This window comes from Piscibacillus salipiscarius (assembly GCF_042685285.1).
Classification (GTDB): domain Bacteria; phylum Bacillota; class Bacilli; order Bacillales; family Alkalibacillaceae; genus Piscibacillus; species Piscibacillus salipiscarius.
In genome coordinates, this window is the sequence record NZ_JBHUMZ010000025.1 from 19,816 (window position 1) to 45,184 (window position 25,369).

The window sequence follows — 25,369 nt, forward strand, 5'->3', positions numbered from 1 at the left end:
GAATTTCCACCTCCTATGTGGAATAGTGCATTAGTGATGTAATGTACTAATCTTATTATATGCTAATTTCCATCTTTTGCAATACTAAAATGTTCAAAGTTTTTTCAGATAGTAGTCACATTTGAACGGTTTATAGGTTGTTAGGTTATGTTAGAGTAGGAGATAGAAGAAATTGAATAGGAGAAAATTCAATGAAAAAAATAATGTTTATAACTTTAATCATGTTGGTTTCTTTATTAACTGCTTGCGGAGGACAATCAGAAGCTGAACAAGAAGACAACCATTCTGAACATGGTGAAAACCAAGATAAGAAAGACGATTCATTAATACCGGTTGTGGTTGAAATTTTAGTTCAAGATCAAACAGAATTAGGTGAACAAACGCTTCAAGCGCAGGTCACACATGATGAAGAACCAATCGCTGAAGCAGAAGAAGTCACGTTTGAGGTATGGAAGAAAGGTCATGAAGATGACAGTGAAAAGATTGAGACAACCTATACCGAAGACGGGATTTATGAAGCAACGTACACATTTGAAGAAGATGGTACGTATCAGATGTACGCTCATGTAACAGCTAAGTCACAGCACGTGATGCCAAAACATGAGTTTGAAGTAAAAGCAAAATAAACCGTATTATTGATAGATGAACCTCCCCCTTTATGTAATGAAGAAGGCATTCAAGCTTAAATCGCTTGAATGCCTATTTTATGCCTCAACGGCTTCTTTAACTTCTTCAATTTGGTGTACATTTAATATCTTCTCTAAATTAACTAACACTAAAAGCCGATCATCTTGCTTTGAAACTGCTGATATGTACTCTTGATCAATTCCACCTACCATTTGTGGTGGGTCCTCCACTGTTTCAGTATCTATACCTAGGACTTCTTTGGCCTCATCGACCATAAGACCTAAATGTAACCCATGCAAATTAATTAATAAAATTCGCGATGATGCATCCTTTTTTACTTCTCCAACCTGAAGTAACTCTTTTAAATCAATAACAGTTGTCACTTCATTTCGGATATCAGCGATTCCTTTCACATAATTAGGTGCCTGAGGAACCCTCGTTATATCTGGAACTTTCTCAATAGCCTGTACTTGTTCAATCGGCACACCATAATATTCTTCACGCATACGAAAGACCACAAATTGGTCCATAGTTGCCACCGCCTTTAGCTTAAATGGATATTTTTACTTATTAAAAAGCCTAACCCAACCATATAGTTAAGTCAATGTTATGAAGACATGCTACAATTATTAAGGGTGATAAAAAATGAAAATTTATGTAGATGCAGACGCTTGTCCTGTCAAAGACATTATTATAGAGGAAACTAAAAAAGAAAGGCTTGAGGTAATTCTAATTAGAAGCTATTCTCATTTCTCTAACAAGGTTGAAGACCCACATGTAAAAACGATTTACGTTGATTCTGAAAACGAAGCAGCTGATTATAAAATTATGCAACTCGTAAGTCAGGGAGATGTCGTTATCACCCAAGACTACGGACTGGCTTCTCTTTTACTCGCTAAAAATTGCACAATCCTCCACCATAAAGGGTTTATTTACACAGCTGAAAAAATGGACACTCTTTTGAATGCGCGATATGCAAGTGCTATGGAACGTAAAAGCGGCCAAAAAACTAAAGGTCCAAAAGCAATGACAGATCAAGATCGCGACAAGTTCAAACGAATGTTTAAAAAAGTCATCTCTTCTTAGTACAATCTAATTGCCGTATACACATACCATCCAGATAGGCAAACAATCACTGTTGTCATTAGGATGGTATAAGTTCTTGTCTTAAAGTGCTGAATATATTTTTGGCCGAACTGCCAAGCGATTAAATATACTGGTACTGTCATGATAACTGCTAACAACGTCAATCCTACTGTGAATAATGGTACCTGTAACCAACCATCTACATTATGCCCACTACGGTTCACAAAACCAACCACCGCAATCGATATATAGATTGGATAAAGGTTCAAAAGGCTTACAACTATAAAGTAAAAAATCGTAAGTAAGTTCTTTTTCATCCTATTTTCCCACCTTTTAAGTGAAAATCACCCATTCCCCTACCCTTAATTTACACTAAACACCCAATTAAATCTAGAATTTTCCAAATAAATGGTAGAAAAATTATGCCTCTTCGTGCTTTTTCGATTTAATTCGATAAAAAGTTACCCCTTAAGCACTATTTACTATAAATTTTAAATAATGATAATATTTTATCAATTCAGACACTATCAAGAATAATCAAACGTTCAAGGCAGTATATTTGTGATTGTCGTGTGAAAAATTCAATTTTTTGAAAGGGGAAATGTTGTGAAAAAGTTAATCGTCTTGATCGGTGTGTTAGCATTCTTGCTCATACCACTTCAAACCGTATTTGCAGATGATGCAAGTGCATCTGCAAAACAAGAGTATTTAGTTGAATTTGACGGCCCTGCCAAAAAAGGTGTCTTAAATGCCTTTGGTGTTGAGGAGTCAGATATCTTACATGAATTTCAGGTATTACCTGTATACCACGTAAAACTTACGGATAAACAGGCAAAAGGGTTATCTAATAACCCGCACATTAAATTTGTTGAGGAGAATGCAGAAGCTAAAGCCACTGCACAAACTGTTCCATGGGGCGTTCCACATGTCCAAGGAACAACTTCTCAAAGTTATGGTTACACTGGTAACGGTGTAAACGTTGCGATTCTTGATACTGGAATCGCTGCTTCACACGGCGACTTAAATGTTTCAGGTGGTTATTCTGTATTTGGTGATTCACCTTATAACGATGGAAATGGGCATGGTACACACGTTGCTGGTACCGTTGCAGCCTTGAACAATAATTCTGGTGTCTTAGGCGTAGCTCCTTCAGCTAACCTATATGCTGTAAAAGTGTTAGATGGTAATGGAAGCGGGTCATATGCTGGAATTGCTGAAGGAATTGAATGGGCAATTCAAAATAACATGGATATTATTAACATGAGCTTAGGAGGATCCCAAAGCTCTTCTATTCTAAAGGATTATGCAGATTATGCTTACTATAATGCAGGTATTTTAGTTGTTGCAGCTGCAGGTAATAGTGGTAACTCTTGGGGCTGGAGTGACACAGTTGGCTACCCAGCTAAGTATGACTCTGTCATCGCAGTTGCAGCTGTAGACCAAAACAACAACCGTGCTTCATTCTCAAGCCACGGTCCTGCTGTTGAGCTGGCAGCACCAGGAGTTAATATTTATAGCACGATGCCTGGAAACAGCTATGATTCCTTAAATGGAACATCAATGGCATCACCTCATGTAGCTGGGGTTGCAGCACAGGTATGGCAAGCTAAACCACATCTATCAAACTCTCAATTACGTTCACTGTTAAACAACACAGCACAATATCTAGGAAACTCAAATTATTATGGTAACGGCTTAGTTCAATCATTTGATGCTATTGCAAATTAATTAATTCAGTAGGGATGAGGCTACTCCTCTTCCCTACTGATCAAAATTTTAGGAGGCTAATTTTGAAAAAGTTTCTAGTTCTAATAACAACATTATTTTTATTAATGGTTCCATTACAAACAAGTTTCGCTGATGAAGCGAAAACTCAAGAAAAAGATGAATATTTAGTACAATTTGATGGTCCTGCCAAAAAAGGGTTGTTAAAAGCATTTGGCGTACAGAGTCAGGATATCGTTCATGAATTTAACCAATTGCCAGTCTATAACGTTACACTTACTGAAAAGCAGGCAAAAGGACTTAAAAATAATCCTCAAATTAAGCACGTAGAAGAAAATGCTGAGGCGCAATCTTTTGCCCAAGAAGCACCGTGGGGAATTCCTCATGTTCAAGGAACAGAAGCCCAAAACAACGGTCATACTGGAGAGGGCGTTAAAGTTGCGATATTAGATTCTGGTGTAGATGCATCCCATGAGGATTTAAATGTCGCTGGTGGATACTCTGTTTTTGGTGATTCACCTTATAACGATGGTAATGGCCACGGGACGCATGTTGCTGGTACAGTCGCTGCCCTCGATAATAATCTAGGTGTTGTTGGCGTAGCACCTGATGCTGAAGTGTATGCCGTTAAAGTTCTTGATTCTAGCGGTAGTGGCTCTTATGCCGGCATTGCTGAAGGTATTGAATGGGCGATTAATAATGATATGAATGTTATTAATATGAGCCTTGGTGGGTCTGTAAGTTCAGATGTTTTAAAGGAGTTTGTCGACCTTGCATATCAAGAAGGAATTTTAGTAGTTGCGGCTGCTGGTAATAGTGGTACTTGGTTAGGATGGTTCGATACGGTTGGCTATCCAGCTAAATATGAATCCGCCATGGCAGTAGCAGCAATTGATCAAAGCAATAACCGCGCTTCATTCTCAAGTGCAGGTAACGCAGTTGAAATTTCTGCCCCAGGCGTAGGAGTGTTAAGTACTGTTCCAGGTAATAGTTATGATTCTTACGATGGAACCTCTATGGCATCGCCTCACGTGGCAGGTGTCGCAGCTCAAGTTTGGGCAGCTAAGCCTAATTTAACGAACGTTGAATTACGTGAACTACTTAATAATACAGCAGAAAACCTTGGTAGTTCATTCCATTATGGAAATGGTCTTGTACAATCTTTTGAAGCCATTTCCTATTAATCTAGCGTTTAATATAAAAACCCTTTAGGAGGTCTATAATGAAAAAGATACTGTTCATTTTAAGTGCATTGGTTTTACTACTAATGCCGCTTCAAACAGGCTTCGCACAAGAAGTCGAGCCACAATCTAAATCAGACTACTTAGTAAAATTTGACGGTCCAGCTGAAAAAGGTTTACTAAAAGCCTTCGGTGTTGAAGACCAAGACATCAAACATACTTTTACTAAGCTTCCAGTAGTGGCACTAAGTCTTTCCGATAATCAGGCTAAAAGTTTACTCAACCATCCTCAAATTGAGGCAGTTGAAAAAGATGCTAAAGTTAAGGCTTTTGCGCAAACAACTCCATGGGGCATCCCACATGTTCAAGGCACTGATGCTCAAAATGACGGACACACAGGTAACGGCGTTAAAGTTGCTGTACTAGATACGGGTATTGATTGTTCCCATGAAGATTTAAATGTATCTGGTGGTCACTCAGTATTTGATGATGCTGAAAATAGTGACCCTTGTAATGATGGGAATGGTCACGGTACTCACGTAGCTGGTACAGTGGCAGGACTAGATAATGGATTAGGTGTGCTAGGCGTTGCACCACAAGCTTCTTTATATGCGGTAAAAGTATTAAACAATGATGGTAGCGGATCTTATTCTGGTATCGCTGAAGGAATTGAATGGGCTATTAATAATGACATGGATATTATTAATATGAGCCTAGGTGGATCACAAAGCTCTTCTATCTTAGAAGATTTTGCAAATCTAGCATATGATGAGGGTGTGTTAGTGGTTGCAGCAGCAGGTAATAGCGGTAACAAAGGCGGTAAAAATGATAGCGTTGGTTACCCTGCAAAATACCAATCTGTTATTGCGGTAGCTGCGGTTGATCAAAATAATCAACGCGCAAGCTTCTCGAGCACAGGGCCTGCTGTTGAATTATCAGCACCTGGTGTTAATATCCTAAGCTCTGTTCCTGGTAACAGTTATGATTCTTATAACGGTACATCAATGGCGTCACCACACGTAGCAGGTGTAGCAGCTCAAGTTTGGGCAGCTAAGCCAGGTTTATCTAATGTTGAACTTCGTCAGTTATTAAATGATACCGCACAACCTTTAGGTGATTCTGGCCAATATGGCTTAGGTTTAGTTCAATCATTAGATGCCATTAATCAATAATTAACTATAAGAGCTGTCCTAAAAGTCATAATTAATGACTGATGGGCAGCTTTTTTTAGTTCTTTCTGCAAGCACAACGCGGGTTTCACAAAGCGCACTTCGTTTGTGATCTTAACTCCCCCTCTTCTATATTCCTACTATTTTTTATTAAATAGCACAAAAATCGATCTGATTTTTGATGTAAAAACAATATCTGACTTCATTTATCTCCTTCGACAAATTTCCGCAAAAAACAGTCAGTCGTTCGTACCACTAGCCTATCAACCTTATTTACCATTCCTACCCAACTAAAGACTTATTTATTTCATTTCACAGAGGTATTCATTAAACTTTGCTGAAATAAGATGCAATAAATTAATTGGGAGGGTGTGTATGAGAAAGTATTTAAAATTAAATAGGAAATTATTACCTATTACGATGATTCTACTAATGCTTTTTTCGACATGGGTTAACACAGGACTTATAACTTCGATTCATGCTGACAGTGATGTTGAAAAAAGCGAATTAGAAATTGAGAAGGAACGCGAGAAAGCCTTTGAAGAGCAAGACAACGAGCCAAATGAATCAGAGGAACTTAAAAACATCCTGTCAGGCCTCGGATTTACACCTAAGCTTGCCGAACAAACGCCACGAGAACCAAATGCCCCACCTAAAATTGATAAACAAATTTCAAAACAACTCCAAGAAAAAGAACAAGTGAATGTTATTATTCACTTAAAAGACCAAACGAATTTCCAGTCCATATACCAAAATATTAAAGGTAAAACGAAAGCTGAGCGTGCTGAACACGTTAGAGAAACCTTAAAGACAAAAGCTCAAGCATCGCAAAAAGGGTTAAAGCAAGCTCTATCTGCACTAGAATCAAAAGGGCAAGCTGCTGTTAAAAATGAACTTTGGATTAATAATAGTATTGTCGCAAGTATCAATAAAAAAGCGTTAAAGTCTCTTAAAGAACGTGAAGATGTCGAACGTATTCAGTTAGATGAAACATTAAAGGTCCCTAAAGTAACTGTTGAAAGTACCCCTAATCTACCAGAGTGGGGACTTGAAAAAATTAATGCTCCTCAAGTATGGGGAGATTATGGAATTACTGGTGAAAACATAGTCGTTGGAATTATGGATACAGGCGTAGATGGTAATCATGAAGCTCTTAGACATAATTACCGCGGTAGAAACGGTGATCACGAATCATCATGGATTGATCTCTCTGGTGACGGTTACGAGACTCCAGGTGATGGACATGGTCATGGTACTCATGTTGCCGGGACAGCAGTCGGCGGGGGTGAGGGTGAACCAATCGGTGTTGCTCCTGGTGCTGAATGGATTGCCGCAAAGATATTTAAAGATAGTGGTTCTACTACTCTATCAGCGATTCACGAAGCGTTTCAGTGGTTTATGGCTCCTGGAGGTGACCCAAGTAAAGCACCTCATGTCGTTAACAATTCTTGGGGTAACTCAAATACTTATACTTTAGAATTCTACGACGATGTACAGGCTTGGATTTCAGCAGGTATTTTCCCATTATTTGCAGCCGGAAACGATGGGCCAGGTGCTCAAACGATTGGATCTCCTGCTAGTTTTGTAGATTCATTTGCGGTCGGTGCTACCGATCGTTACGACCAGATTGCATCTTTCTCTAGTCGTGGTCCAGTATATTGGGAAAACGAAGATGGTGAAATGGTCAGTTATATAAAACCAGACCTTGCGGCACCTGGTCATGAAATTTATTCAGCTTGGCCAGGTGAAGGTAAGTATAACACAATTAGCGGTACCTCAATGGCTACACCACACGTAGCTGGGTCCATTGCGCTACTTTTAAGCGCAAAGCCTAATCTTAGTGTTCAGGAAATTGCTGATCTATTAAAAAATACAACCCGAAAAGAAGCACATATGGGTGAATTGCCTAACACTCAGTACGGCACTGGTATTTTAAACATTTATCAAGCTGTAACAGAAGCTGCTTTTGCCGGAACATTCACAGGAGAAATTACAAATGGAGACGGCGAAAAGATCTCTGGTGAAATTCTATTACCAGATTTAAACCAAACGATTGAGGTTGAAGATGGAAGCTTCACTCATAAGATCCGTGAAGGGGAACATGAGGTCATCGTTCAATCATTTGGTTATGTGGACTTTGAAACAACCATCACAATTGAAAAAAATGATACAACTGAAGTGAACTGGACATTAGATCAAGCCGAATCGTATACCGTAACCGGGCACGTATTAAACAGCGAATCAGGTGAACCGGTACCTTATGCATTCATTCGAGTTAAAGATACACCGTTAAATACGATTCGCACGGATGAAAATGGAGAATTTACCATCGATCACTTACCTGTTGGCTCTTACGAATTACAATTAACAGGTTCAGACATATTAGGCACAACTAAAACGATTGAGCTAACTCAAGATACAAATATTGATATTAACGTTGAACCAAACCCTAATCCTGGTGAACCAAATTGGAAAACAGCAAACCAGAACTTTGCTCGTAATGCCGTATCAACTAATAGTATTGATATCGAGCAATTAGAAAATAATTGGTCTTATAACACCGATACAAAAGGGCAGATTATATTCTCTTCCCCTTCAGCAGCTGAGAATACAATGGTTTTTACAACTGATCGCGGCTGGGTGACAGCTCTTAATATTAATACACAGGAAGAGTTATGGAGTATACGTTTAGGTGATACGTTACGCTCTACTCCAACTATTCACAATGGCGTTGTTTATGTATCAGGTGGTTCAGATCAATCCATTTATGCATTAGATCTTGAAACAGGACGCACACTCTGGAGTCAAGACATCGGACAACCAGCAGTATACGAAGCTCCAATTGTTAAAGATGAAACCGTGTACGTAGGGTCTAGTATGGATACTGAAACAACAGTTTATGCTCTAAGTGCCCATACGGGTCAAGTAGAATGGTCGGTTGATATCAATGCCTCGTCATTCTTTAACCCTACTCTTGGAGACGAATATTTATACGTCGGAACGTTTGAAGATAAAACATTAAGAGCATTAAACCTAGACGACGGTTCCACTAGTTGGAGCTATACTCTAGAAGAAAATGAAGGGTTTTTATCCCATCCCGTATATAAGGACGGTAACGTTTATGCATTGTCTTCAAACATGGGTAGTAATGGAACTTTACACGCCCTAAATGCGAACGATGGCTCGCTTATATGGAAAACAAACCAAGTTGGCGATTCGCAAGCTAACTCCCCTATTGTTTATGGTGATATGGTCATTGTTAGCTCAGCGAGTCAGCCAATCGTCCGCGCCTTTAACGTTCAAAATGGCGAAGAAATATGGTCTAACGATCAGACAGGGACGATTTTAAACAATGGTGCTATTACTAGTAACGGTATTCTAGTCATTTCAAACACAAATGGCACCCTTATGTGGATGGATGCTTTCACAGGGGAAATCCTAAAGAAAGGGTCACTTCCAAATTACAGTACGTCAACTCCTGTTATTATGCCAGGATCAGTCTTCATTCCTCATTTATCTGGAATTGAACAATTTATTGCTCCCGGAATATTAACTGGTGTGATTCAAGATGATGCTGGTCAAGGAATAGAGGCTAACGTTTCCATAGAAGAAACAGGGCAAGCTACAACAGCGAGTGGGCAAGGTGAGTATACATTCAAACATGCCCCAGGGGAATTTGAGGTCAAAGTCAGTGAGTATGGTTATGAACAAATCACTGAAACGATCACATTCGTCTCTGGTTATGAAATCAATCAAGACTTTACACTACAAGAAGCAGAAGCTGGCTCACTAAAGCTAACCGTTACAAACGAAAGAACAGGCGAAGCGATTGAGAATGTTGAAGTCGAATTAAAAGATACTCCAGTAAATGGAACAACAGATTCAAATGGTTTATTTGAACAATCTGAAGTTTATGCTGGAACTTATGATGTCACACTTAATTTAAATGGGTTTGAAACTAAAACGGAAACAATTGATATTACAGCTAATACCCTTAATGATTTCGAATTTACATTAAAGCCAATTGGCATCGCTGTTTTGAATGACTATGAATCAGAAATCACTGAACTCCTCAATTTAAATGGATTCCTAGCTGAGGAACGTGATTGGGATATTATTGAGGACATCAATCGTTACGATATCGTTTACTTAAATGGTGCTTATACCACAGACGGACAACCACCTGATGAAGAAACCTTTAATGAATTAGTTCAAAAAGCAAAAGAGTTCGATGTGAATCTAGTATTCGCTGATACTTGGGGCCAGAGTTATGGAAGTATACACCATTTAACTGATTATTATGAGGACCCACAAGAGCTTCTTCATAATTATGGGTCGGGAACAGTATCTTTAAAGGTAAATGAAGAACATCCTATTTTTGAAGGTTATGAAGTTGGAGATTATTTAGAGTTAAGCAGCCGAAGCGGCGACTTCGCATGGTTCAATCAATATTCAGGCAGGGACCTTGCAGAAATTGGATCATCCGAACTTGGATTAGTCGGTACAGGTGTTGCTTATAAGCCTGTTAGTGAGAATAGTGCGCACTTGTTACTATCGACACATTCGGCGTCACCATGGTCTTCTCCTTTCCAAAGCTGGCAACAAGATATGCAAAACGTTTTCTTAAACAGTATGAATTACTTGTTATCAGCTGAATTCGGTCAGGTCACCGGAACGGTTAAGAATGAGGAAGGCGATCCGCTTAACGCTACAGTTGAAGTTGTCGAAACAGGTTATCAATACAATGATCAAAGCGACCTTAATTTCTATCATGATGTAGGGACGTATACCCTGAAAATCAGAGCATCTGGTTACGAGACAAAGACGCAAGAAGTTGAGGTTAAAAATGGAGAACCTGTTAACTTAGATATTGTATTAGTCTCAACGCAAGGTGGTTCGGTCACTGGCGAAATCATAGATTCGCTGACAGGTGCACCTTTAGCAGGTGTTGATATTACACTCCATCAGGAAGGAGAAGTCGTTTCAGAAACAACTTCTGGCGAACAAGGATACTATGAATTTTTAGATTTAGATGAAGGCCACTACACGCTCAAGCTTAATAAAGAAAATTATATACAGGAATCCACCAGACTTGAAGTCGGTTCTGTACCTATTGAACAAAATGTGGAACTTACACAAGTTCCATCTGTAGCAGTACTAGATGATTACTATTCAAGTGAACGTAGTTTCGAATCGGTGTTAGAAGAAGTCGGTATTCCAGTAGAAGAAGTTTCTGATGATGAGATTATAGATCGTTTAGATGAATTTGATGTCGTGTTTGTGAATGGTCTAGGTCTTGACCTTAGAGATCAGATAGATCAATTACTTCATAAAGCCGATCAATCGAAGACAAGTGTCGTATTTGGAGAAACGTATTATACATCATCTCCTTTAAATCAATTAGTCGAAAGACGCGGTGATCCATCTAGTCGAAACAGAGCTGACCATTCATCTAGCACAGAATATGTCGTCACTGAACCACATGAGATATTTGGTGATTTAGAAGCCGGGGACACCATTGAAATTCTACCACCTGGAAGTGGACGCATTGCTGCTTATGGTGGATATAGTGGTTATAATATCGCCGACATTAAAAACCGAGATTTAAACCAACCTTATGGACCTGGAATGGGTTATAAACCTAGGACAGAAAGCAGCGTTGAACTATTACTTGGAGGGTACGGTTTTACTTTTAGTCATGATGCGGATGACTACACAGCAGAAGGTAAAGAACTACTTATTGATAGCATCGTTTGGGCAGCTCATGCTGAATTCCCGACCATTAATGGAACAGTGGCAGACCAAGAAGGGAATCCTCTTGATGCAACTGTTAAAGTCGTTGGCGAAAGCTTTGAAACTACCACAAATGATAATGGCGAATACTCCATTGCATTACTAGAAGGTGATTATGAAATAGAAGTGGAATCATTTGGATATGAATCTCAAACCATTTCAGCATCTGCTAGTCATGGCAATGAACCTGTTAACGTTAAATTAGAGGTACACCAAGAAGCAGGATCTATAAGTGGTGTAATTGAGAATGAACAGGATGGCCAAGCCATTCAAGATGTTAACATCAATGTTGATGGAATTCCGCGAGAAACGACAAGCAATACTCAAGGAGCATTTAACATCGATCGAATGGAGCCTGGAGAATACACATTAACCTTAACAGCAGATGGTTATGTTACGAAAGAACTTAACATTTCTATAAATCCAGGTGAAAATTTAGATCTGACAATTAGAATGAAGCCTTCTCCTCTTGTGGGGATCATTGTAGATAACCAATCAAATGATGAAACTCTAGCTAACTATTTAGAAGGTCGAGGCTTTAATACAAAAGAGCTATTCTATACTGATTTGGATCAACTTAGTGATTTAGATTTAGTCATTGCTAACTCAGACTATAATCGTGACCTCGAACCGACAGAGGAAGAATTTGATCGTTTCCTTAAAGCAATTGATCAAGAAAAATTATCTGTTATTTGGACAGGACATGTAAATGGTCGAGGCGGCATACGCTTTTTACATCAGTATGAGAATAATCCGCAAGTTGAAATAAGAGAACGAGACGCTGATAAGACAATTAAACCTATTGCTGAACACCCAATTACAGCTGGATTAGAGGTTAATGACACTTACTCTTTCGAAAGTCGTTCAGATTACTATTATGCATTTGATGAGTACGATGGTCATACCGTAGCTACAGTCAACCATCCAACTGAAGGTGACCTAGGTGATTTAGCCGCGTATAAAGGAAGAACGACAGATTCCGTTGAAGTGCTACTTGCTAATACAACATTCGGGTATCAGTTTAGCCCTGATGAGCCACGTTACTTCAATGAAACGCTTGTCAAGCTCATTAATAACTCCATTCTTTGGACATTAGACAATGAAGAATCTTTAGCAGCCGACGTTAATGGTGTTATTAATAACGATTTAGGTACGCAAATTGCAGGTACGGTGACGGTTAAAGAAACAGGGAAAATCATTGAATCAAATGCTGATGGTGAGTTTTTCTTAGGGTTACAAGAAGGCACTTACACATTAGAAATTGAAGCATTTGGTCATCAAACTGGTGAATTTTCTATAACGGTTGAAAATGGCGAAGTTTATAATGAAACTTTCACTATACAATCTAACGACATCGGAACATTAAGTGGTCAAATTTTAGATGGTGAAACTGAAGAGCCTATTTCCGGAGCAACCGTTAACATTTTAGGGACACCAGCTTCTGTTGAAACAGATGAAAATGGAGAATTTGAATTAACCCTCCCTATTGGTAGTTATGACTTGCAGGTCATGGCTGAAGGGTATATGACCACAACAGAAACAAACATTGACATCAAGCATAATGAAACTACGGACGTTTCAGTCTTCATGCCTTACTCCGAAAAAGTTGCTGTCATTACGATGTCATCTCGGTTTGATGAATTTGAATCAGTCATGACAAATGCTGGGTACGATGCCGATTACATTAACTATACAGATTTAGATGAGTTTATTTCAGAAATTCCAAATTACGCTTTAATTATCTATAACAATCACTCTTATTATACGAGTGATGAACTGTTTACCGATTTCATTGAAAAAACAGACGAGCATGAAGTTAGTGTTATCTTCGCATCGCAATATGGTGGTGGCACGATTGGTGATTTAAGTGATTTACTCGGCGACCCTGCTGATGTTGAGCATGGTTTTGTGCCAGGTCACATCAATATTAAAACGATGCAAGATCACCCACTATTTGCTGGTATTCAGGATGAAGAGTTCCGCATATTAGATGATGGCGACAATAATCAGCAGTATGCGATTTACGAAGATTATAGCGGTACAACTATTGGCTCCATTTCTCATGATCAAGAGGGTGTTATTGGGGATGGTATCGGCTATGATTTCCGAACTGCGAATAGTGTGCACCTACTACTGTCTGGGTTTCAAATTGGCAGCTACTCAGATCCAACATCGAACTGGACAGATGAGGCTCACATCTTCTACCAGAATGCTATGAACTGGGCGCTAAATGCTAGCATTGGTGAGATTCGTGGTACAGTAACTGATGTTAATGATGAACCAATTGCAAATGCCACTGTTAGTATTCCGGGTCTCGACATTGAGACGACAACCAATGCTAACGGCGAGTACCAAATCGGTATTGGTACTGGAACTTATGACGTGAGCGTATCAGCTCGTGGTTATCATGAAGACACCAAATCAGTCACAGTAGAATCTCAAGGACATTCTGCTGAACTAAACTTTACGCTTGAGGCCATTGAAGGTCAACCAATTACTGGTCAAGTTATGGATGCTGAGAATGAAGGAACATTATCTGGTGCGACTGTTGAGCTATATATTGGTGATGAAACAGAACCAATTGAGACAGTTGAAACAAGTGAAGATGGCCAGTTTAATTTCGATCAACTTTTACCAGATGATTATGTACTGAAAATTAAACGGGATGGTTATTTAAATAAAACGATTGAAACAGTCCTTGGAGATAAACCAATTACTGTTGATGTTCTTCTAAATGACATAAAAGTTGCTGTCGTAGGAGATTTTAAAAACAAACTTCAGACTCTATTAAATGACCATGACTTGTACGCTGAAGGACGAGATTGGGATGTTGCTCAAGATGTCACTGAATACGATTTGATTATTCTTAACTCAAGTGAAGGAAATCCGGAGCAGCTTCAAGAATTAATCGATGCCACCGATGAACATGATGTTAGCTTAGCCTTCCTTGGTACATGGGGGGCGAATCGTGGCTCAATTCCTACTCTTAAAGATACAGTAGGTTACCCAGAACGTGGAGATGATGGATACGACGAAGGAGAAGTCATTCTTAACGTCAGCGATTCAGAACATCCAATTTTTGAAGGATTGCCAGATGAGATGACAATTCATAGTGAGAAGAGTCCATACTCTGCTTTTGTTAACTATCCAGGACATCAATTAGGAGATCTTCAAGTGGATGGTGAAACTAAAGGGACTGCAGTCGCTTATAGTTATCGAAGTCAGCAGTCAGTTCATTTATTACTATCTTCATTTGCAGTCAACAATATGATCGGACCTGGTTACGGATGGACAGAAGATGGACAAGCACTATTTGTTCAAGCTATGGACTATGCTCTAAATGCGGAGCAAGAACCTCCAAGTACTCCTGCTTGGGATCAGAAACGGTTAAAAACTGATGAATCACTTGTGACATTAACTGGACAAGCAGAGCCATTTACTACTGTTAATATATATGAAACTAAAGGAAATAAAACAAATCTAGTTGGCTCAGGTAAAGCTAATTCAGATGGGGAGTTCGCTATTGAAATTGAATTCTCGAATGGAAACCACTTCTTAAAAACAGAAGCCGAAAACTTCGCAGGAACATCTGACTTAAGCGAACAGATGCAGCTGATTGTAACAAGTGAATAAATTAATAAAGGGTGGCTCATAACTGAGTCACCCTTTTTATAACTTGACGATAATTTAAAAAAAGTTATCGTAACATCCATAATACTTAACGTAACAATCACTAAACTTGCCGTTAAGTCATCGGTAAAAAGTCCCTCAATGAGTAAATCTTCTTCCCGCCTCTCCCTACTGTGGTTTTAGCAGTGACCATTGAATTTAATATAGCCTCCTCTGTCGCTTCACTTACAGCTTGAAACGCTTGATTGATGTCATCCTCATGTATCGCTTTAAAACTTTGAAGACCATTACTAGAGTTATGCGGAACTTTATTGTCAGTTGAAAACCCAATGACAATATCCCCGCTTCCATTACCGTAAAAAGATCCCGTACGTGAAATGCCTGCAGCTGATCGTTTAATCACTCTTCTCAGTTGTCTGTGGCTAACCGGTAAGTCTGTTGCGACCACCACCATAATAGAACCCTTATCTGGTTCTGACGTAACATCAAGTTGCTGCTTTAAACTTTTACCGATATCTCGGCCATCTATGCGAAACTGATCGAGTTGTCCAAAATTTGATAAGACAAGAACTCCTAGTGTGTATGTACCATGCTCATACTGAATGATTCTTGAGGATGAGCCTATTCCTCCTTTTAAACCAAAGCATGACATGCCAGTTCCGGCCCCAGTGGCTCCTTCCTCAAAATCTACACGTGCTTTGTTAAGAGCATGATGGGCATCTTCTTTAGTCAAAGCCATGGCACGTATATCATTTAAGATCATATCATTACATTCACCAACAAAAGGATTAACCGTTCCAGTAGTGCGCCCAATTTCAGGGTTCTGTTTTAACGTATACTCAATTAAAGCCTCCGAACAAACTCCAACATTAAAGGTATTAGTGAGTAAAATCGGGGTTTCAATTGTGCCTAATTCATTAATCTGAATAGAACCAACTGTCTTTCCAAAACCATTTATGACATGTGTTGCCCCAACGACTTTTTCTTTAAAAACATTTCCATTATGGGGAAAAACAGATGTAACGCCTGTATGAAGATCACCTTTAGCGAACGTTTGATGACCGACTTTCACACCATGTACATCTGTTATTTTATTAAGTTTACCAGTGTTCATTGTTCCTATTTTATAACCATAGTCTCGAATCCGTTTCACCAATGCCTCCACTCCTTTTCTTTTTAGTTTAACTTAATTAAAAAACCGTTTCACTCATCTCTGAGTAAAACGGTTGATTATTTATTGATAATTTTGTGGGCCTTGGTTCTGTTGGTTTTGTTGCTGTTGCTGCTGAGCCTGCTGTCCCATTTGAGCTTGTTGCTGGTTCATTTGCGACTGCTGTTGCTGACCCATTTGGGCTTGGCCTTGTTGAGCTTGATTAGCCTGTTGACCTTGCTGAGCCATCTTGTTATGGGCTGGGAACGATATGTTTGATAAAGCTTGACTCGCTTCATTTTGGAATATGTTTTGAGTGGCTAGGTCACCAAGTGATAACATCCCAGCTAATTGACCATTTTCTGTGACCGGTAAACGACGGATTTGTTTCTCTGCCATTAATTGTGCTGCTTGATGAATATCCATGCTCGCATCTGCTGTAGTGAGCTGATCACTCATGCACTCACCTACTGTACAGTTTCCGTCCTTATCCATTGCCGTTGCACGCGTTGTAATATCACGGTCTGTAATAATTCCTCTTAACGCACCATTCTCAACAACCGGAATAGCGCCGATATCGTTTTGCACCATTAATTCAGCCGCTTCTTTTAAAGATTGCTGAGGGGTAACAGATACAACATTTGTACTCATTAAGTTTTTGATTGAATTTTGCATAATAAAAAATCACTCCTTTTACCATTTATATTTAGCAAAAGAAGTGATATTATGCACAGAAGATATAATAGACAAAAAGGCTACTGAGGTGAACTTAATGGAAGTTTTCGGTTCCGTAATCGACAAGCAAACACGTTGTAAGCACTATCATAGTAAATATGATGTGATTGCTATTAAATTCAAATGTTGTAACGCTTACTATCCATGTTATAAATGCCATGAAGAATCGGTCAGTCACTCTATTGAACGCTGGGAACCAGAAGAGTTTAATCAAAAAGCGGTTCTATGCGGCATCTGCAGGCATGAATTAACGGTGAATGAATATTTGAATTCTGCTAACCAATGCCCAAATTGCCAAGCAAAGTTTAATCCTGGTTGTCAGCTTCATCACGATTTATATTTTAAGGTTTAGTATATCTTGTCGCCTAATTTGGCGACAAGTCATCATCTAACCCTCCACATCTCTTCTTCTATATAACCATAAACCAAACACCATAAAGACCGCAGCAATCACACTGAGAATCAATGAACTCATAAACTCAAAACTTTCTATGGGATAGTCCACAACATGTTCAAAAGCGGAAATGTTTCGCACAGCATCCGAAAATTGAAGTAGATCTCCCATATAAATGACTATAAATATAAATCCTAAATAGATCCACCCTAAACTATTCAATCTACCTAAACCTATAAAAATACTTGCTACACCAATCATGATCCATGAAGCAGGCAAAAATACCATAATTGAATTAAACAATTCCATAAACGTTAAGTCTTCCTCAATTACCCAAGCCCCAGCGCTACTAAGACCTAACGCACCTGCTCCTAACGTTATAATACTTGTAAAGATCGCAACTAAAATATAGTTACCAAATAGTTTGACCCTTGGTAAAGCTGTTGCTAGTAATTGTTCTGTTCGATTACGTTTTTCCTCTTTCCTCAATTTATTAACAGCCATAACAGCTGGAATGGTTGAAAGTACAGCCATAATGGATGCGATCATCGTAATAAACTGTAGCGTCATGGATACGCCCTCTTGAGTCGCCATAACTTCCTTCATCATTTCAATCTCAGCAAAATACGTGTCTGTATCACCTAGGACAGATCCATAGGTAGCACCAAATACATAAGCCACAACTGCCCAAGAAATAATCGATGTTTTCTGTAATCGTATTGTTAAGCCTAAATGTGATTTCGTCAAAGCCCCTGCGTCACGCTTTCCTCTCTTTGAAGGTAAAAAGCCTGCTCCTAGATCTCTAATTGAATTTAAATACATAGCAATAATCACAATGACTATTGACAGCAAGAATGTCATCATAACGGGCCACCAATAGTTATTGACATATACTTCTGATCTCAATACCCAACCAAAGGGTGAAAACCAGGAAATAGTATCATTGACCACATCACCAATCGCTCGAATGAGGTAACTTAATCCAACTAGTAAAAATGATAATCCAACAGCCCCTTTAGAGGTCTGGGTTAACTGAGCGAAGAAAGCCGTTGTTGCTGAAAAAAATAACCCGGTAACACCTAATGCTGCTCCGTATAACATGGAACCATTAAAACTCATGCTTTCAATACCAAGAGCATAAAGACCAAAACCTGTTGCTAAGCTTAATATGATATAAATCATCGACATGACTAAAAGAGTTGATGTTAAATTTGACAATCTTCCGCTTGGTAAGGCACGTATGAGTTCTATTTTCCCTTCCTCTTCTTCTGCACGAGTGTGGCGTACAACTAATAAGACACTCATAACAGCAATAATGAGTAGCGTGATTGCCAACATCTGATGGGCCATCATGGCTCCAACCGTATAATTATCTAACCCAAACCCCGGTCCTAATAGAGCAGTAATAGCTGGATTCTCCATCGTCGATGCCACTTGTTGCCGTTCTGCTTGTGAGGCATATAAATCTTTATATGCCCAGGCCGTAAGTATCGTCATCGTCAAAAAGCCAAATAGCCAAATAATGAAACGTAAACGATCACGTCTAATAATCAGCTTCATTAACATTCCAGTTTTTAAAAATTGGCCACTCCCCATTATTTCACACCTCCAGCTTCTCCTTCATAATGTCTCATAAATAAATCTTCTAAAGTTGGTGGTGCACTCTCTAACTTAATCACTCCCGCTTCGCTTACTTGTTTCATAACACCGTCTAATTGATCCGCATCCACTTGAAAACGGTACTTATTACCGTCACTTTCTAAATCATGTATTCCATCTAGGTGGTCAAACGATAGTGGATTCTTGGTTTCAAGTAGAATTGTTGTACGAGTTAAATGTCGCATTTCGTCTAATGAGCCTGATTCAATCATCTCACCATTACGAATAATCCCAACTTGATCACATAATTTTTCAACCTCAGATAAGATGTGACTTGATAATAAAACGCTTTTCCCTTCTTCTTTCGCTTCTAAAACGCATTCTTGAAATACACGCTCCATTAATGGATCAAGCCCTGATGTCGGTTCATCTAAAATATATAAATCAGCATCTGCTGCAAATGCAGATACAAGTGCAACCTTCTGACGATTTCCCTTAGAGTATGTTCCGCATTTTTTAGTAGGATCTAGCTGAAATCGTTCAATTAACTGCTCTTTTCTGTTAGTATCGATTTTTGCACCTCGCATTTTAGTGAAAAAATCAATGACTTCCCCGCCTGTTAAATTAGACCATAAATTAACATCGCCAGGTACATAAGCTATTCGCTTATGAATCTCAACAGCATCATCCCAAACATCTTTACCAAAAATCGTCGCTTTACCTGATGAAGCTTTTAATATGCCTAACAATATTCGAATTGCTGTTGATTTACCTGCACCGTTTGGTCCAATAAAACCGTAAACCTCCCCTTCACTTAATTCGAGATCCACTCCTCTTAACGCTTGAACTTTTCCGAAATGTTTCTTAAGCCCCTCTGCCTTTAGCATAACCATCTTTCAATCCCCCTTTTATTTGTAATAAGCCTTCTTCAAAACTTCAAGATATTCCAAAAACTCTTCGTGATAATGTTTATAATCAAACTTAGAAAAATCAATTCCTTTTAGTCTATCAATCAGAGTATTCGCATAACCATCCATGGACCATTGAATTAACTGAATCGATTTCTCTACATCTAAATCCTGCCGAAATCTAGAATAATCTATATTCTGATACAATTTAGCGAAACCTTCTATACGCAAAGTATTAATTCGTTCCTTTTGATCATTTGGCAAATGTGCATCTTCCATTACAAACACTTCACTCATAAAATTAAACAAATATTCATTTTGGAAATGAACTTTCATCTTAAGCTCTACAATTTGACTAAAACGTTTAAAAAAATCAGTCTCATTAAGGTCAAATTGTTCAATATAATCATGTTCGATTGCATCTAAGCTGTTTCTAATTAAAAATTCAAAGAGCTCCTGTTTATTCTTAAAATAATAATATAGCATTCCTTTCCCTACTCCAGCTCGTTTTACAATTTGGTTAGTGGAAGCTAATTTATAACCCTTTTCAGCGAACTCTTTAAGTGCTGCATTTATAATTTTCATTTGTGTATCTTCCTTAATGTGATCAAATGCCATTTATTAGACAACCTCCTTGACCGCATTGGTCAATATCATTATAAATGTATTAGACCACTATGGTCAATATGCATAATTTCAAAATTTTACTATTAATCTTATATAAGATGTGATATTATATTTTTTGAAAACAAAAGGGAGGAATTTACAGCATGCTAAAAAAAGTCGCCTTAAGTAGTTTGTTGTTGGCGCTATTGCTTGGAGCTTGTTCTTCAGGGGAATCTAAAAGTGATAAAGAAGTTGTGATTGATACATATCAATCAATGATGGAAATGGAAAAAGTAGATTCAACAGGTACTCTAGACGTTAATGTAGAAGCTGATGTTCAAGACCCCATGATTAAACCTTATATTCAAATGGTTAATGATATGGAATTCAGTGTTGATCAGCGTATGGATATGACTCAAAATCTTCAAGAGATGGTTGTTCACTTGTCAGCTACCATGAGTCCTATGACGTTTAACATTGATTTACCAGTATTACAAGACTTAGAAAATCAAACGCTTTACGTTGAGACTGATAGTTTAGTTGATAATTTAGGCATGTTCTTAGGGAATACTGAACAATTGAAAGGTAAACTATTAAAATTAGATATGAATGAGTTAGAAGGTACGGAAGCCCCGCAAGTTGACTATCAAGAAATGCAAGAAAAGACAACTACAATATTAACTGACTTTTTAAATGAAAAAAGTGATGAGGACTTTACAAAAGAAGAAAATACGTATATCACAACTTTTTCTAAAGATGAATTAATTGAAATGTTCTCTAAATTAGTGACTGAATTTGACGACAGCATTCCTGAAGATGAACTTCAGCAAGGTGTTGAAGAAATGAAGACAGCACTTAAAGATGTTGACTTAAATACATTTGAGACACATGTCACTTTAGAAGATGACCAACTTAAAAGTCAGAAGTTCATTTTAGACTTAGCTTTTGATTATGAAGGCACTCCTGTCAAAATTAACTTACAGTCAGACACTGTCTATAACAGCATTGGTGAAGATGTAGAATTCACCATTGATCCAGAGAACAGTGAGTTAATTGAAATGCAAGAATTAAACCAAATGATGAATTCAATGGGATATTAATATATTAGACATTCAAGCAAACGCTTGGATGTCTTTTTTGATTTAAAAACACCCTTTAATTCGGGTGTTTTCAATCAAGATATTCTCGATCAGGCTTTTGATCGCAGTCACATATATCTTTATCTTTGTCACAATCGCAATGGGATGGTTCATCATGCTTAAAACAATCACATGGTTCATGCCAACCGCAACCACACTTCTTCTTCCTTGGTTCAATACAGTGACACTTACGTCCTTTGAGTTCTGCAATTTGGCATTCTGAACAACTACATTTACAAACAGGACGATGTCTCTTAGGTTTATGTTCATGATGTTCATAGTGATCATGGTGATCACAATCGTCATGTTTATGATGACAATGATTACTGCTGTCATGAAACAATGTCGTGACATTTTGAAGTTTCCTTAGCAATAACCATTCTTTCATCACCAAAGTTTCAAGAAACTGATTGACATTACGATTGAATTTTATAATTTCCTCATTTGTTGGATCTGATGGAAAATCACAACAATCACCTACGAATGCCTTCATCTTCTCTGCTTCAGCTTTCATTAAATTAGCTAAAGCAATTTCCTCCAAGGCAATTGATTCTAACAGATCAATTACCACATCGTTTTTGTCTGGCCTGTGAGGCTCCGGTGGTATTGTGGGCATACTCATAAGTTACTTCCCTCCTCTTCAAGCAACATCTCTAGACAGGTGTTCTTTCTCATGTTTATGTTTTCTAAAGCAATTCTGTGTGGATGTAAGTATGATTTAGGTATATGTAAAAAGCCGGCTTTTTGCCGACTTCTTATTCATTCAGTAAACATTCTTCGACTACAGCTAATAACTCAGTATCAGTTAGCTGTGCTGAAAGCGATAGAAAATCAGCATCTGGATTATCAGTAATTGCGATGAAGTTTAATTGATCTCCTCCATTAACGACTTGAAGCGTAAAGTTATAAACAATATTTGCTCTTCTAATCGTACCAACCAATATTGCTTCATTTGCTGCTTCGTCACAGTTAACGACTTGTGTCACGCGCCCTTGAGTTAGATTAATTTGTCCACCCAATTGTGCAATGTCAAAATTAAAGTTTAAATTGTTAGATGTTGGATCACAATTTTCACAGAAACGAATTGTGTACTCAGTATTGATATCTTCAAAAGTTGTTCCGTCAATGGTTGTAGTTGAAGTAATTGGTTGGTTAGATACACCATTCACCGAACACTCACACTGAGTAACTGGTCCATTGCCATTGCCATTTTCACCTTCTTCAAAATCAAGTAAATCCTCTAGTTTCATTAAGAGTAGAAACTCTTTAAAAGCTGCTATTTTTAATATTTTACTAGCATTTCGATTTAACTGAAAAAGTTCATCAATAGATTCGCCTACTAATGGTGGAAAGTAGTGAGTTGGCAGATCACCAGTTGTCCCTGGTATCTGCAATGTTCCTAAGGCTCTTTGAATTTTTTCCGCTTCTGCATTTACTAAGTGGGCCAAGCTTAACTCTTCTAGCCCAATAGAAGCTAACATAAGATTGATTGAATCCTGGTTATTCAAATCAAAATCAGGTATTTCAGGCATTCCCATCTATTACACCTCACCTTCTTATTTCTATTCTATTTATATAGATTTAATTGGTAAGAGCAAATGTCATTATAATTAATTTGTCTTTTTACTCTAATTAGATTATAATCTAATTAGATGATAATCTAATGGAGGGTGTTTCATGCAATTAGATCGGTTGGTTAATTTTCATAAAACGGTTGGTGACAAAACAAGACTAAGGATCATTGGCTTACTTAAAGAGGGGCCGCTTCACGGTCAAGCGATTGCTGGAAAGTTAGGACTGACTCCACCAACGATTTCTCACCACATTCAAAAACTAAAGGAAATTGATATCCTTTATCAGCGTCGTGATAAAAATACAATCTACTATCATTTAAATGAACCTAAACTAGCTCGTTTAGCTAATGCTATTACAACGTTAGGGGATGAGGAAATGAACGAAGAATTCACGGTTACAGACGAAGAGAAACACAAAATTTTATCAAACTTCATCGGTTCGGATGGCCGACTAAAATCAATACCAGCACAGCTCAAAAAACGCCTGATCATACTAGAACATATGGTTAGCGGTTTAGAGCCAGGTGTGACATATCCTGAACCTAAAATTAATGAACATATAAAGAAATACCACGATGACTTTGCAACCATTAGAAGAGAGTTTATTATGCACCACTTCATGACTCGCGATAAAGGTTTTTATGAACTGAACCCACGAGAGTTATGGCTTATTTAAGAACAACTCTTAACAAGCTGTACTCAGTACAGCTTTCTTTTTTAGACACCTAATTAGATAATCATCTAATTAATTGAAATGAGTGTTAATCATGGATAACTGGAAAGTTTGGAAAAAAGAATCAGAATATCATAAACTATTTTTCTCTGGTGTTATAAATGGGATTGGCAACCGCTTTACACAAGTTGCTATTCTTGCGCTCATTTATGACATAACAAACTCAGCATTTGCCATAGGTCTATTATTTTTAATCAGGTTACTTCCTTTTTTAATGATGGCGCCACTAGCTGGAGCTTTAGCTGATCGACTTTCAAAGAAAACAATCTTATTGACCACCGAGCTCATTAGAGTCCCAATAGTTTTATGGTTGATTTTAGGGAATAACTTAGAACAACTTTGGATCATCTATGTCAGTTCCTTTTTACTAGCTCTAGGTGAAGCAGTGTATGCGCCAACCAGAAAAGCATTAATCCCAAATTTAGTACGCCGGGATCACTTACTAAGCGTAAATGCAATCGAACAAATCATTATGGGGCTTGTCTTAATAATCGGTTCAACCACAGGAGGCTTTATTTCATACTTATTAGGTAATAATATAGCGTTTAGTTTAAATGCGCTAACCTTTTTAATGTCAGCAATATTTTTAAAGTACTTAAAGATGCCTAACCGACAATTAGATCATTCAGTCAAACCGCCCTCACCTGCGATATCTTATAAGAAATTTCTAAAATCACCAGCGTTATTCGTGTTTTTATTCATATGCCTTACCATGCCAATCGCAAACGGAATTGATAACGTCTTAATTAGTGTTTACGCACTAGAAGTATTTAACATGGGAGACCTAGGTGTCGGTTTAATTTACGGTGGTTTAGGAATAGGTATTGTCTTAAGTTCTTTTTCTTCTCATTGGATCAAAGGCAATCTAGTCGGTGTGACTGTCCTATTCATTATCTTTGAAGGGATTGGTCATTTCCTGTTAAGCGTATCACCTACCTTTCCAATCGCCCTAGGTGCGGTTCTTGTTATGACCTTCTCTGGAGGGGTCAGTAACATTAGTTTTGATACGTTAGTTATGAAAACCGTTCCCTCACATAGGCAAGGAACCTTCTTCGGCTTAACTGAGATGATTTCAAACGTGACATTAGGTGCTTTTATTGCGATTGGAGGTTTAATTTTAGAATTTATTGAACCTAGAATTTTAGGTAGTTTAGTTGGTCTGTTATACTTTTGTTTAGCAATCATTTATTTGTTTTTATTCAAACGAATTAATTTGTTAAAAGAAAAGCGAAAACTCCGCGACATTTAAATCAAATTAAAGCCATATACTACCTCTAACGACTGTGTAGTAACGATCTGCATGCCACAGTTTTAAAGGTG

General features: G+C 38.1%; 19 protein-coding genes. 10 read left to right on the forward strand and 9 right to left on the reverse strand.

The features are described 5' to 3' along the window. The first annotated feature begins 191 nt into the window (after positions 1 to 191). The gene (locus ACFSW4_RS11410; RefSeq protein ID WP_377329402.1) at positions 192 to 626 is read left to right on the forward strand and encodes a FixH family protein; all 435 of its coding nucleotides are present in this window, start codon (positions 192 to 194) and stop codon (positions 624 to 626) included. Positions 627 to 704: 78 nt separating this feature from the next. Here ACFSW4_RS11410 and ACFSW4_RS11415 read toward each other — a convergent pair whose 3' ends face one another. Further along, positions 705 to 1,157: a chemotaxis protein CheW gene (locus tag ACFSW4_RS11415; RefSeq protein ID WP_054754485.1), complete on the reverse strand. Its 453-nt coding sequence runs from the start codon at positions 1,155 to 1,157 to the stop codon at positions 705 to 707. Between the two features lie 115 nt (positions 1,158 to 1,272). On the opposite strand from ACFSW4_RS11415, the gene ACFSW4_RS11420 reads away from it, so the two are divergent. Beyond that, complete coding sequence (locus tag ACFSW4_RS11420) at positions 1,273 to 1,713, forward strand: YaiI/YqxD family protein (protein ID WP_377329404.1); 441 nt, start codon at positions 1,273 to 1,275, stop codon at positions 1,711 to 1,713. On the opposite strand, the gene ACFSW4_RS11425 is transcribed toward ACFSW4_RS11420, so the two are convergent. Further along, entirely contained in the window at positions 1,710 to 2,030 is a 321-nt protein-coding gene (locus tag ACFSW4_RS11425) for a hypothetical protein (protein WP_054754484.1), read from the reverse strand. The genes ACFSW4_RS11420 and ACFSW4_RS11425 overlap by 4 nt on opposite strands. A gap of 289 nt (positions 2,031 to 2,319) precedes the next feature. Here ACFSW4_RS11425 and ACFSW4_RS11430 point away from each other — a divergent pair, with 289 nt between their 5' ends. From ACFSW4_RS11430 to ACFSW4_RS11445, 4 genes are all read left to right on the forward strand, one after another. Continuing rightward, complete coding sequence (locus ACFSW4_RS11430; protein WP_377329406.1) at positions 2,320 to 3,441, forward strand: S8 family peptidase; 1,122 nt, start codon at positions 2,320 to 2,322, stop codon at positions 3,439 to 3,441. Between the two features lie 62 nt (positions 3,442 to 3,503). Continuing rightward, entirely contained in the window at positions 3,504 to 4,622 is a 1,119-nt protein-coding gene (locus tag ACFSW4_RS11435) for a S8 family peptidase (RefSeq protein WP_377329408.1), read from the forward strand. A gap of 38 nt (positions 4,623 to 4,660) precedes the next feature. Further along, positions 4,661 to 5,791 (forward strand): S8 family peptidase, encoded by a 1,131-nt coding sequence (locus ACFSW4_RS11440; protein WP_054754483.1) that lies wholly within the window; start codon positions 4,661 to 4,663, stop codon positions 5,789 to 5,791. A gap of 372 nt (positions 5,792 to 6,163) precedes the next feature. Further along, complete coding sequence (locus ACFSW4_RS11445; RefSeq protein ID WP_377329410.1) at positions 6,164 to 15,214, forward strand: carboxypeptidase regulatory-like domain-containing protein; 9,051 nt, start codon at positions 6,164 to 6,166, stop codon at positions 15,212 to 15,214. Between the two features lie 112 nt (positions 15,215 to 15,326). On the opposite strand, the gene ACFSW4_RS11450 is transcribed toward ACFSW4_RS11445, so the two are convergent. Then, positions 15,327 to 16,364, reverse strand: a complete 1,038-nt coding sequence (locus ACFSW4_RS11450) for a DmpA family aminopeptidase (protein WP_377329412.1) — start codon at positions 16,362 to 16,364, stop codon at positions 15,327 to 15,329. A gap of 81 nt (positions 16,365 to 16,445) precedes the next feature. Next, a complete protein-coding gene (locus ACFSW4_RS11455) occupies positions 16,446 to 17,036 on the reverse strand; it encodes a CBS domain-containing protein (protein ID WP_279401814.1) in 591 nt (196 codons plus the stop codon). Between the two features lie 97 nt (positions 17,037 to 17,133). Here ACFSW4_RS11455 and ACFSW4_RS11460 point away from each other — a divergent pair, with 97 nt between their 5' ends. After that, entirely contained in the window at positions 17,134 to 17,448 is a 315-nt protein-coding gene (locus tag ACFSW4_RS11460) for a CHY zinc finger protein (RefSeq protein WP_054754476.1), read from the forward strand. Between the two features lie 36 nt (positions 17,449 to 17,484). Here ACFSW4_RS11460 and ACFSW4_RS11465 read toward each other — a convergent pair whose 3' ends face one another. From ACFSW4_RS11465 to ACFSW4_RS11475, 3 genes are read right to left on the reverse strand one after another with little or no spacing between them, the layout of a single operon-like run. Beyond that, positions 17,485 to 19,086, reverse strand: a complete 1,602-nt coding sequence (locus ACFSW4_RS11465; RefSeq protein WP_377329414.1) for an ABC transporter permease — start codon at positions 19,084 to 19,086, stop codon at positions 17,485 to 17,487. Further along, a complete protein-coding gene (locus tag ACFSW4_RS11470) occupies positions 19,086 to 19,982 on the reverse strand; it encodes an ABC transporter ATP-binding protein (protein ID WP_377329416.1) in 897 nt (298 codons plus the stop codon). The genes ACFSW4_RS11465 and ACFSW4_RS11470 overlap by 1 nt, the downstream gene beginning before the upstream one ends. Positions 19,983 to 19,997: 15 nt before the next feature. After that, entirely contained in the window at positions 19,998 to 20,615 is a 618-nt protein-coding gene (locus ACFSW4_RS11475) for a TetR/AcrR family transcriptional regulator (protein WP_377329418.1), read from the reverse strand. Positions 20,616 to 20,767: 152 nt separating this feature from the next. Here ACFSW4_RS11475 and ACFSW4_RS11480 point away from each other — a divergent pair, with 152 nt between their 5' ends. Continuing rightward, entirely contained in the window at positions 20,768 to 21,703 is a 936-nt protein-coding gene (locus ACFSW4_RS11480) for a hypothetical protein (RefSeq protein WP_377329420.1), read from the forward strand. A 70-nt stretch (positions 21,704 to 21,773) separates the two neighbouring features. Here the strand turns inward: ACFSW4_RS11480 and ACFSW4_RS11485 are convergent, their stop codons facing one another. After that, a complete protein-coding gene (locus ACFSW4_RS11485; protein WP_377329422.1) occupies positions 21,774 to 22,364 on the reverse strand; it encodes a hypothetical protein in 591 nt (196 codons plus the stop codon). 133 nt (positions 22,365 to 22,497) lie between these two features. Next, positions 22,498 to 23,280, reverse strand: coding sequence for a hypothetical protein (locus ACFSW4_RS11490; RefSeq protein ID WP_377329424.1), 783 nt, complete (start codon positions 23,278 to 23,280; stop codon positions 22,498 to 22,500). A gap of 139 nt (positions 23,281 to 23,419) precedes the next feature. Between ACFSW4_RS11490 and ACFSW4_RS11495 the strand changes: the two genes are divergently transcribed. Both ACFSW4_RS11495 and ACFSW4_RS11500 read left to right on the forward strand, forming a co-directional pair. Continuing rightward, positions 23,420 to 23,992: a DUF2087 domain-containing protein gene (locus ACFSW4_RS11495; protein ID WP_377329426.1), complete on the forward strand. Its 573-nt coding sequence runs from the start codon at positions 23,420 to 23,422 to the stop codon at positions 23,990 to 23,992. 91 nt (positions 23,993 to 24,083) lie between these two features. Continuing rightward, positions 24,084 to 25,298 (forward strand): MFS transporter, encoded by a 1,215-nt coding sequence (locus tag ACFSW4_RS11500; RefSeq protein ID WP_054754468.1) that lies wholly within the window; start codon positions 24,084 to 24,086, stop codon positions 25,296 to 25,298. The last annotated feature ends 71 nt before the right edge of the window (positions 25,299 to 25,369 follow it).

Excerpts from the sequence above, each read along its gene's own strand:
- ACFSW4_RS11470 (WP_377329416.1), bottom strand. The coding sequence starts at position 19,982 with ATGGTTATGCTAAAGGCAGAGGGGCTTAAGAAACATTTCGGAAAAGTT.
- ACFSW4_RS11495 (WP_377329426.1), top strand. The coding sequence starts at position 23,420 with ATGCAATTAGATCGGTTGGTTAATTTTCATAAAACGGTTGGTGACAAA.
- ACFSW4_RS11420 (WP_377329404.1), top strand. The coding sequence starts at position 1,273 with ATGAAAATTTATGTAGATGCAGACGCTTGTCCTGTCAAAGACATTATT.
- ACFSW4_RS11490 (WP_377329424.1), bottom strand. The coding sequence starts at position 23,280 with ATGGGAATGCCTGAAATACCTGATTTTGATTTGAATAACCAGGATTCA.
- ACFSW4_RS11425 (WP_054754484.1), bottom strand. The coding sequence starts at position 2,030 with ATGAAAAAGAACTTACTTACGATTTTTTACTTTATAGTTGTAAGCCTT.
- ACFSW4_RS11485 (WP_377329422.1), bottom strand. The coding sequence starts at position 22,364 with ATGAGTATGCCCACAATACCACCGGAGCCTCACAGGCCAGACAAAAAC.
- ACFSW4_RS11475 (WP_377329418.1), bottom strand. The coding sequence starts at position 20,615 with ATGGCATTTGATCACATTAAGGAAGATACACAAATGAAAATTATAAAT.
- ACFSW4_RS11480 (WP_377329420.1), top strand. The coding sequence starts at position 20,768 with ATGCTAAAAAAAGTCGCCTTAAGTAGTTTGTTGTTGGCGCTATTGCTT.
- ACFSW4_RS11415 (WP_054754485.1), bottom strand. The coding sequence starts at position 1,157 with ATGGACCAATTTGTGGTCTTTCGTATGCGTGAAGAATATTATGGTGTG.
- ACFSW4_RS11460 (WP_054754476.1), top strand. The coding sequence starts at position 17,134 with ATGGAAGTTTTCGGTTCCGTAATCGACAAGCAAACACGTTGTAAGCAC.
- ACFSW4_RS11455 (WP_279401814.1), bottom strand. The coding sequence starts at position 17,036 with ATGCAAAATTCAATCAAAAACTTAATGAGTACAAATGTTGTATCTGTT.
- ACFSW4_RS11465 (WP_377329414.1), bottom strand. The coding sequence starts at position 19,086 with ATGGGGAGTGGCCAATTTTTAAAAACTGGAATGTTAATGAAGCTGATT.
- ACFSW4_RS11445 (WP_377329410.1), top strand. The coding sequence starts at position 6,164 with ATGAGAAAGTATTTAAAATTAAATAGGAAATTATTACCTATTACGATG.
- ACFSW4_RS11500 (WP_054754468.1), top strand. The coding sequence starts at position 24,084 with ATGGATAACTGGAAAGTTTGGAAAAAAGAATCAGAATATCATAAACTA.
- ACFSW4_RS11440 (WP_054754483.1), top strand. The coding sequence starts at position 4,661 with ATGAAAAAGATACTGTTCATTTTAAGTGCATTGGTTTTACTACTAATG.
- ACFSW4_RS11410 (WP_377329402.1), top strand. The coding sequence starts at position 192 with ATGAAAAAAATAATGTTTATAACTTTAATCATGTTGGTTTCTTTATTA.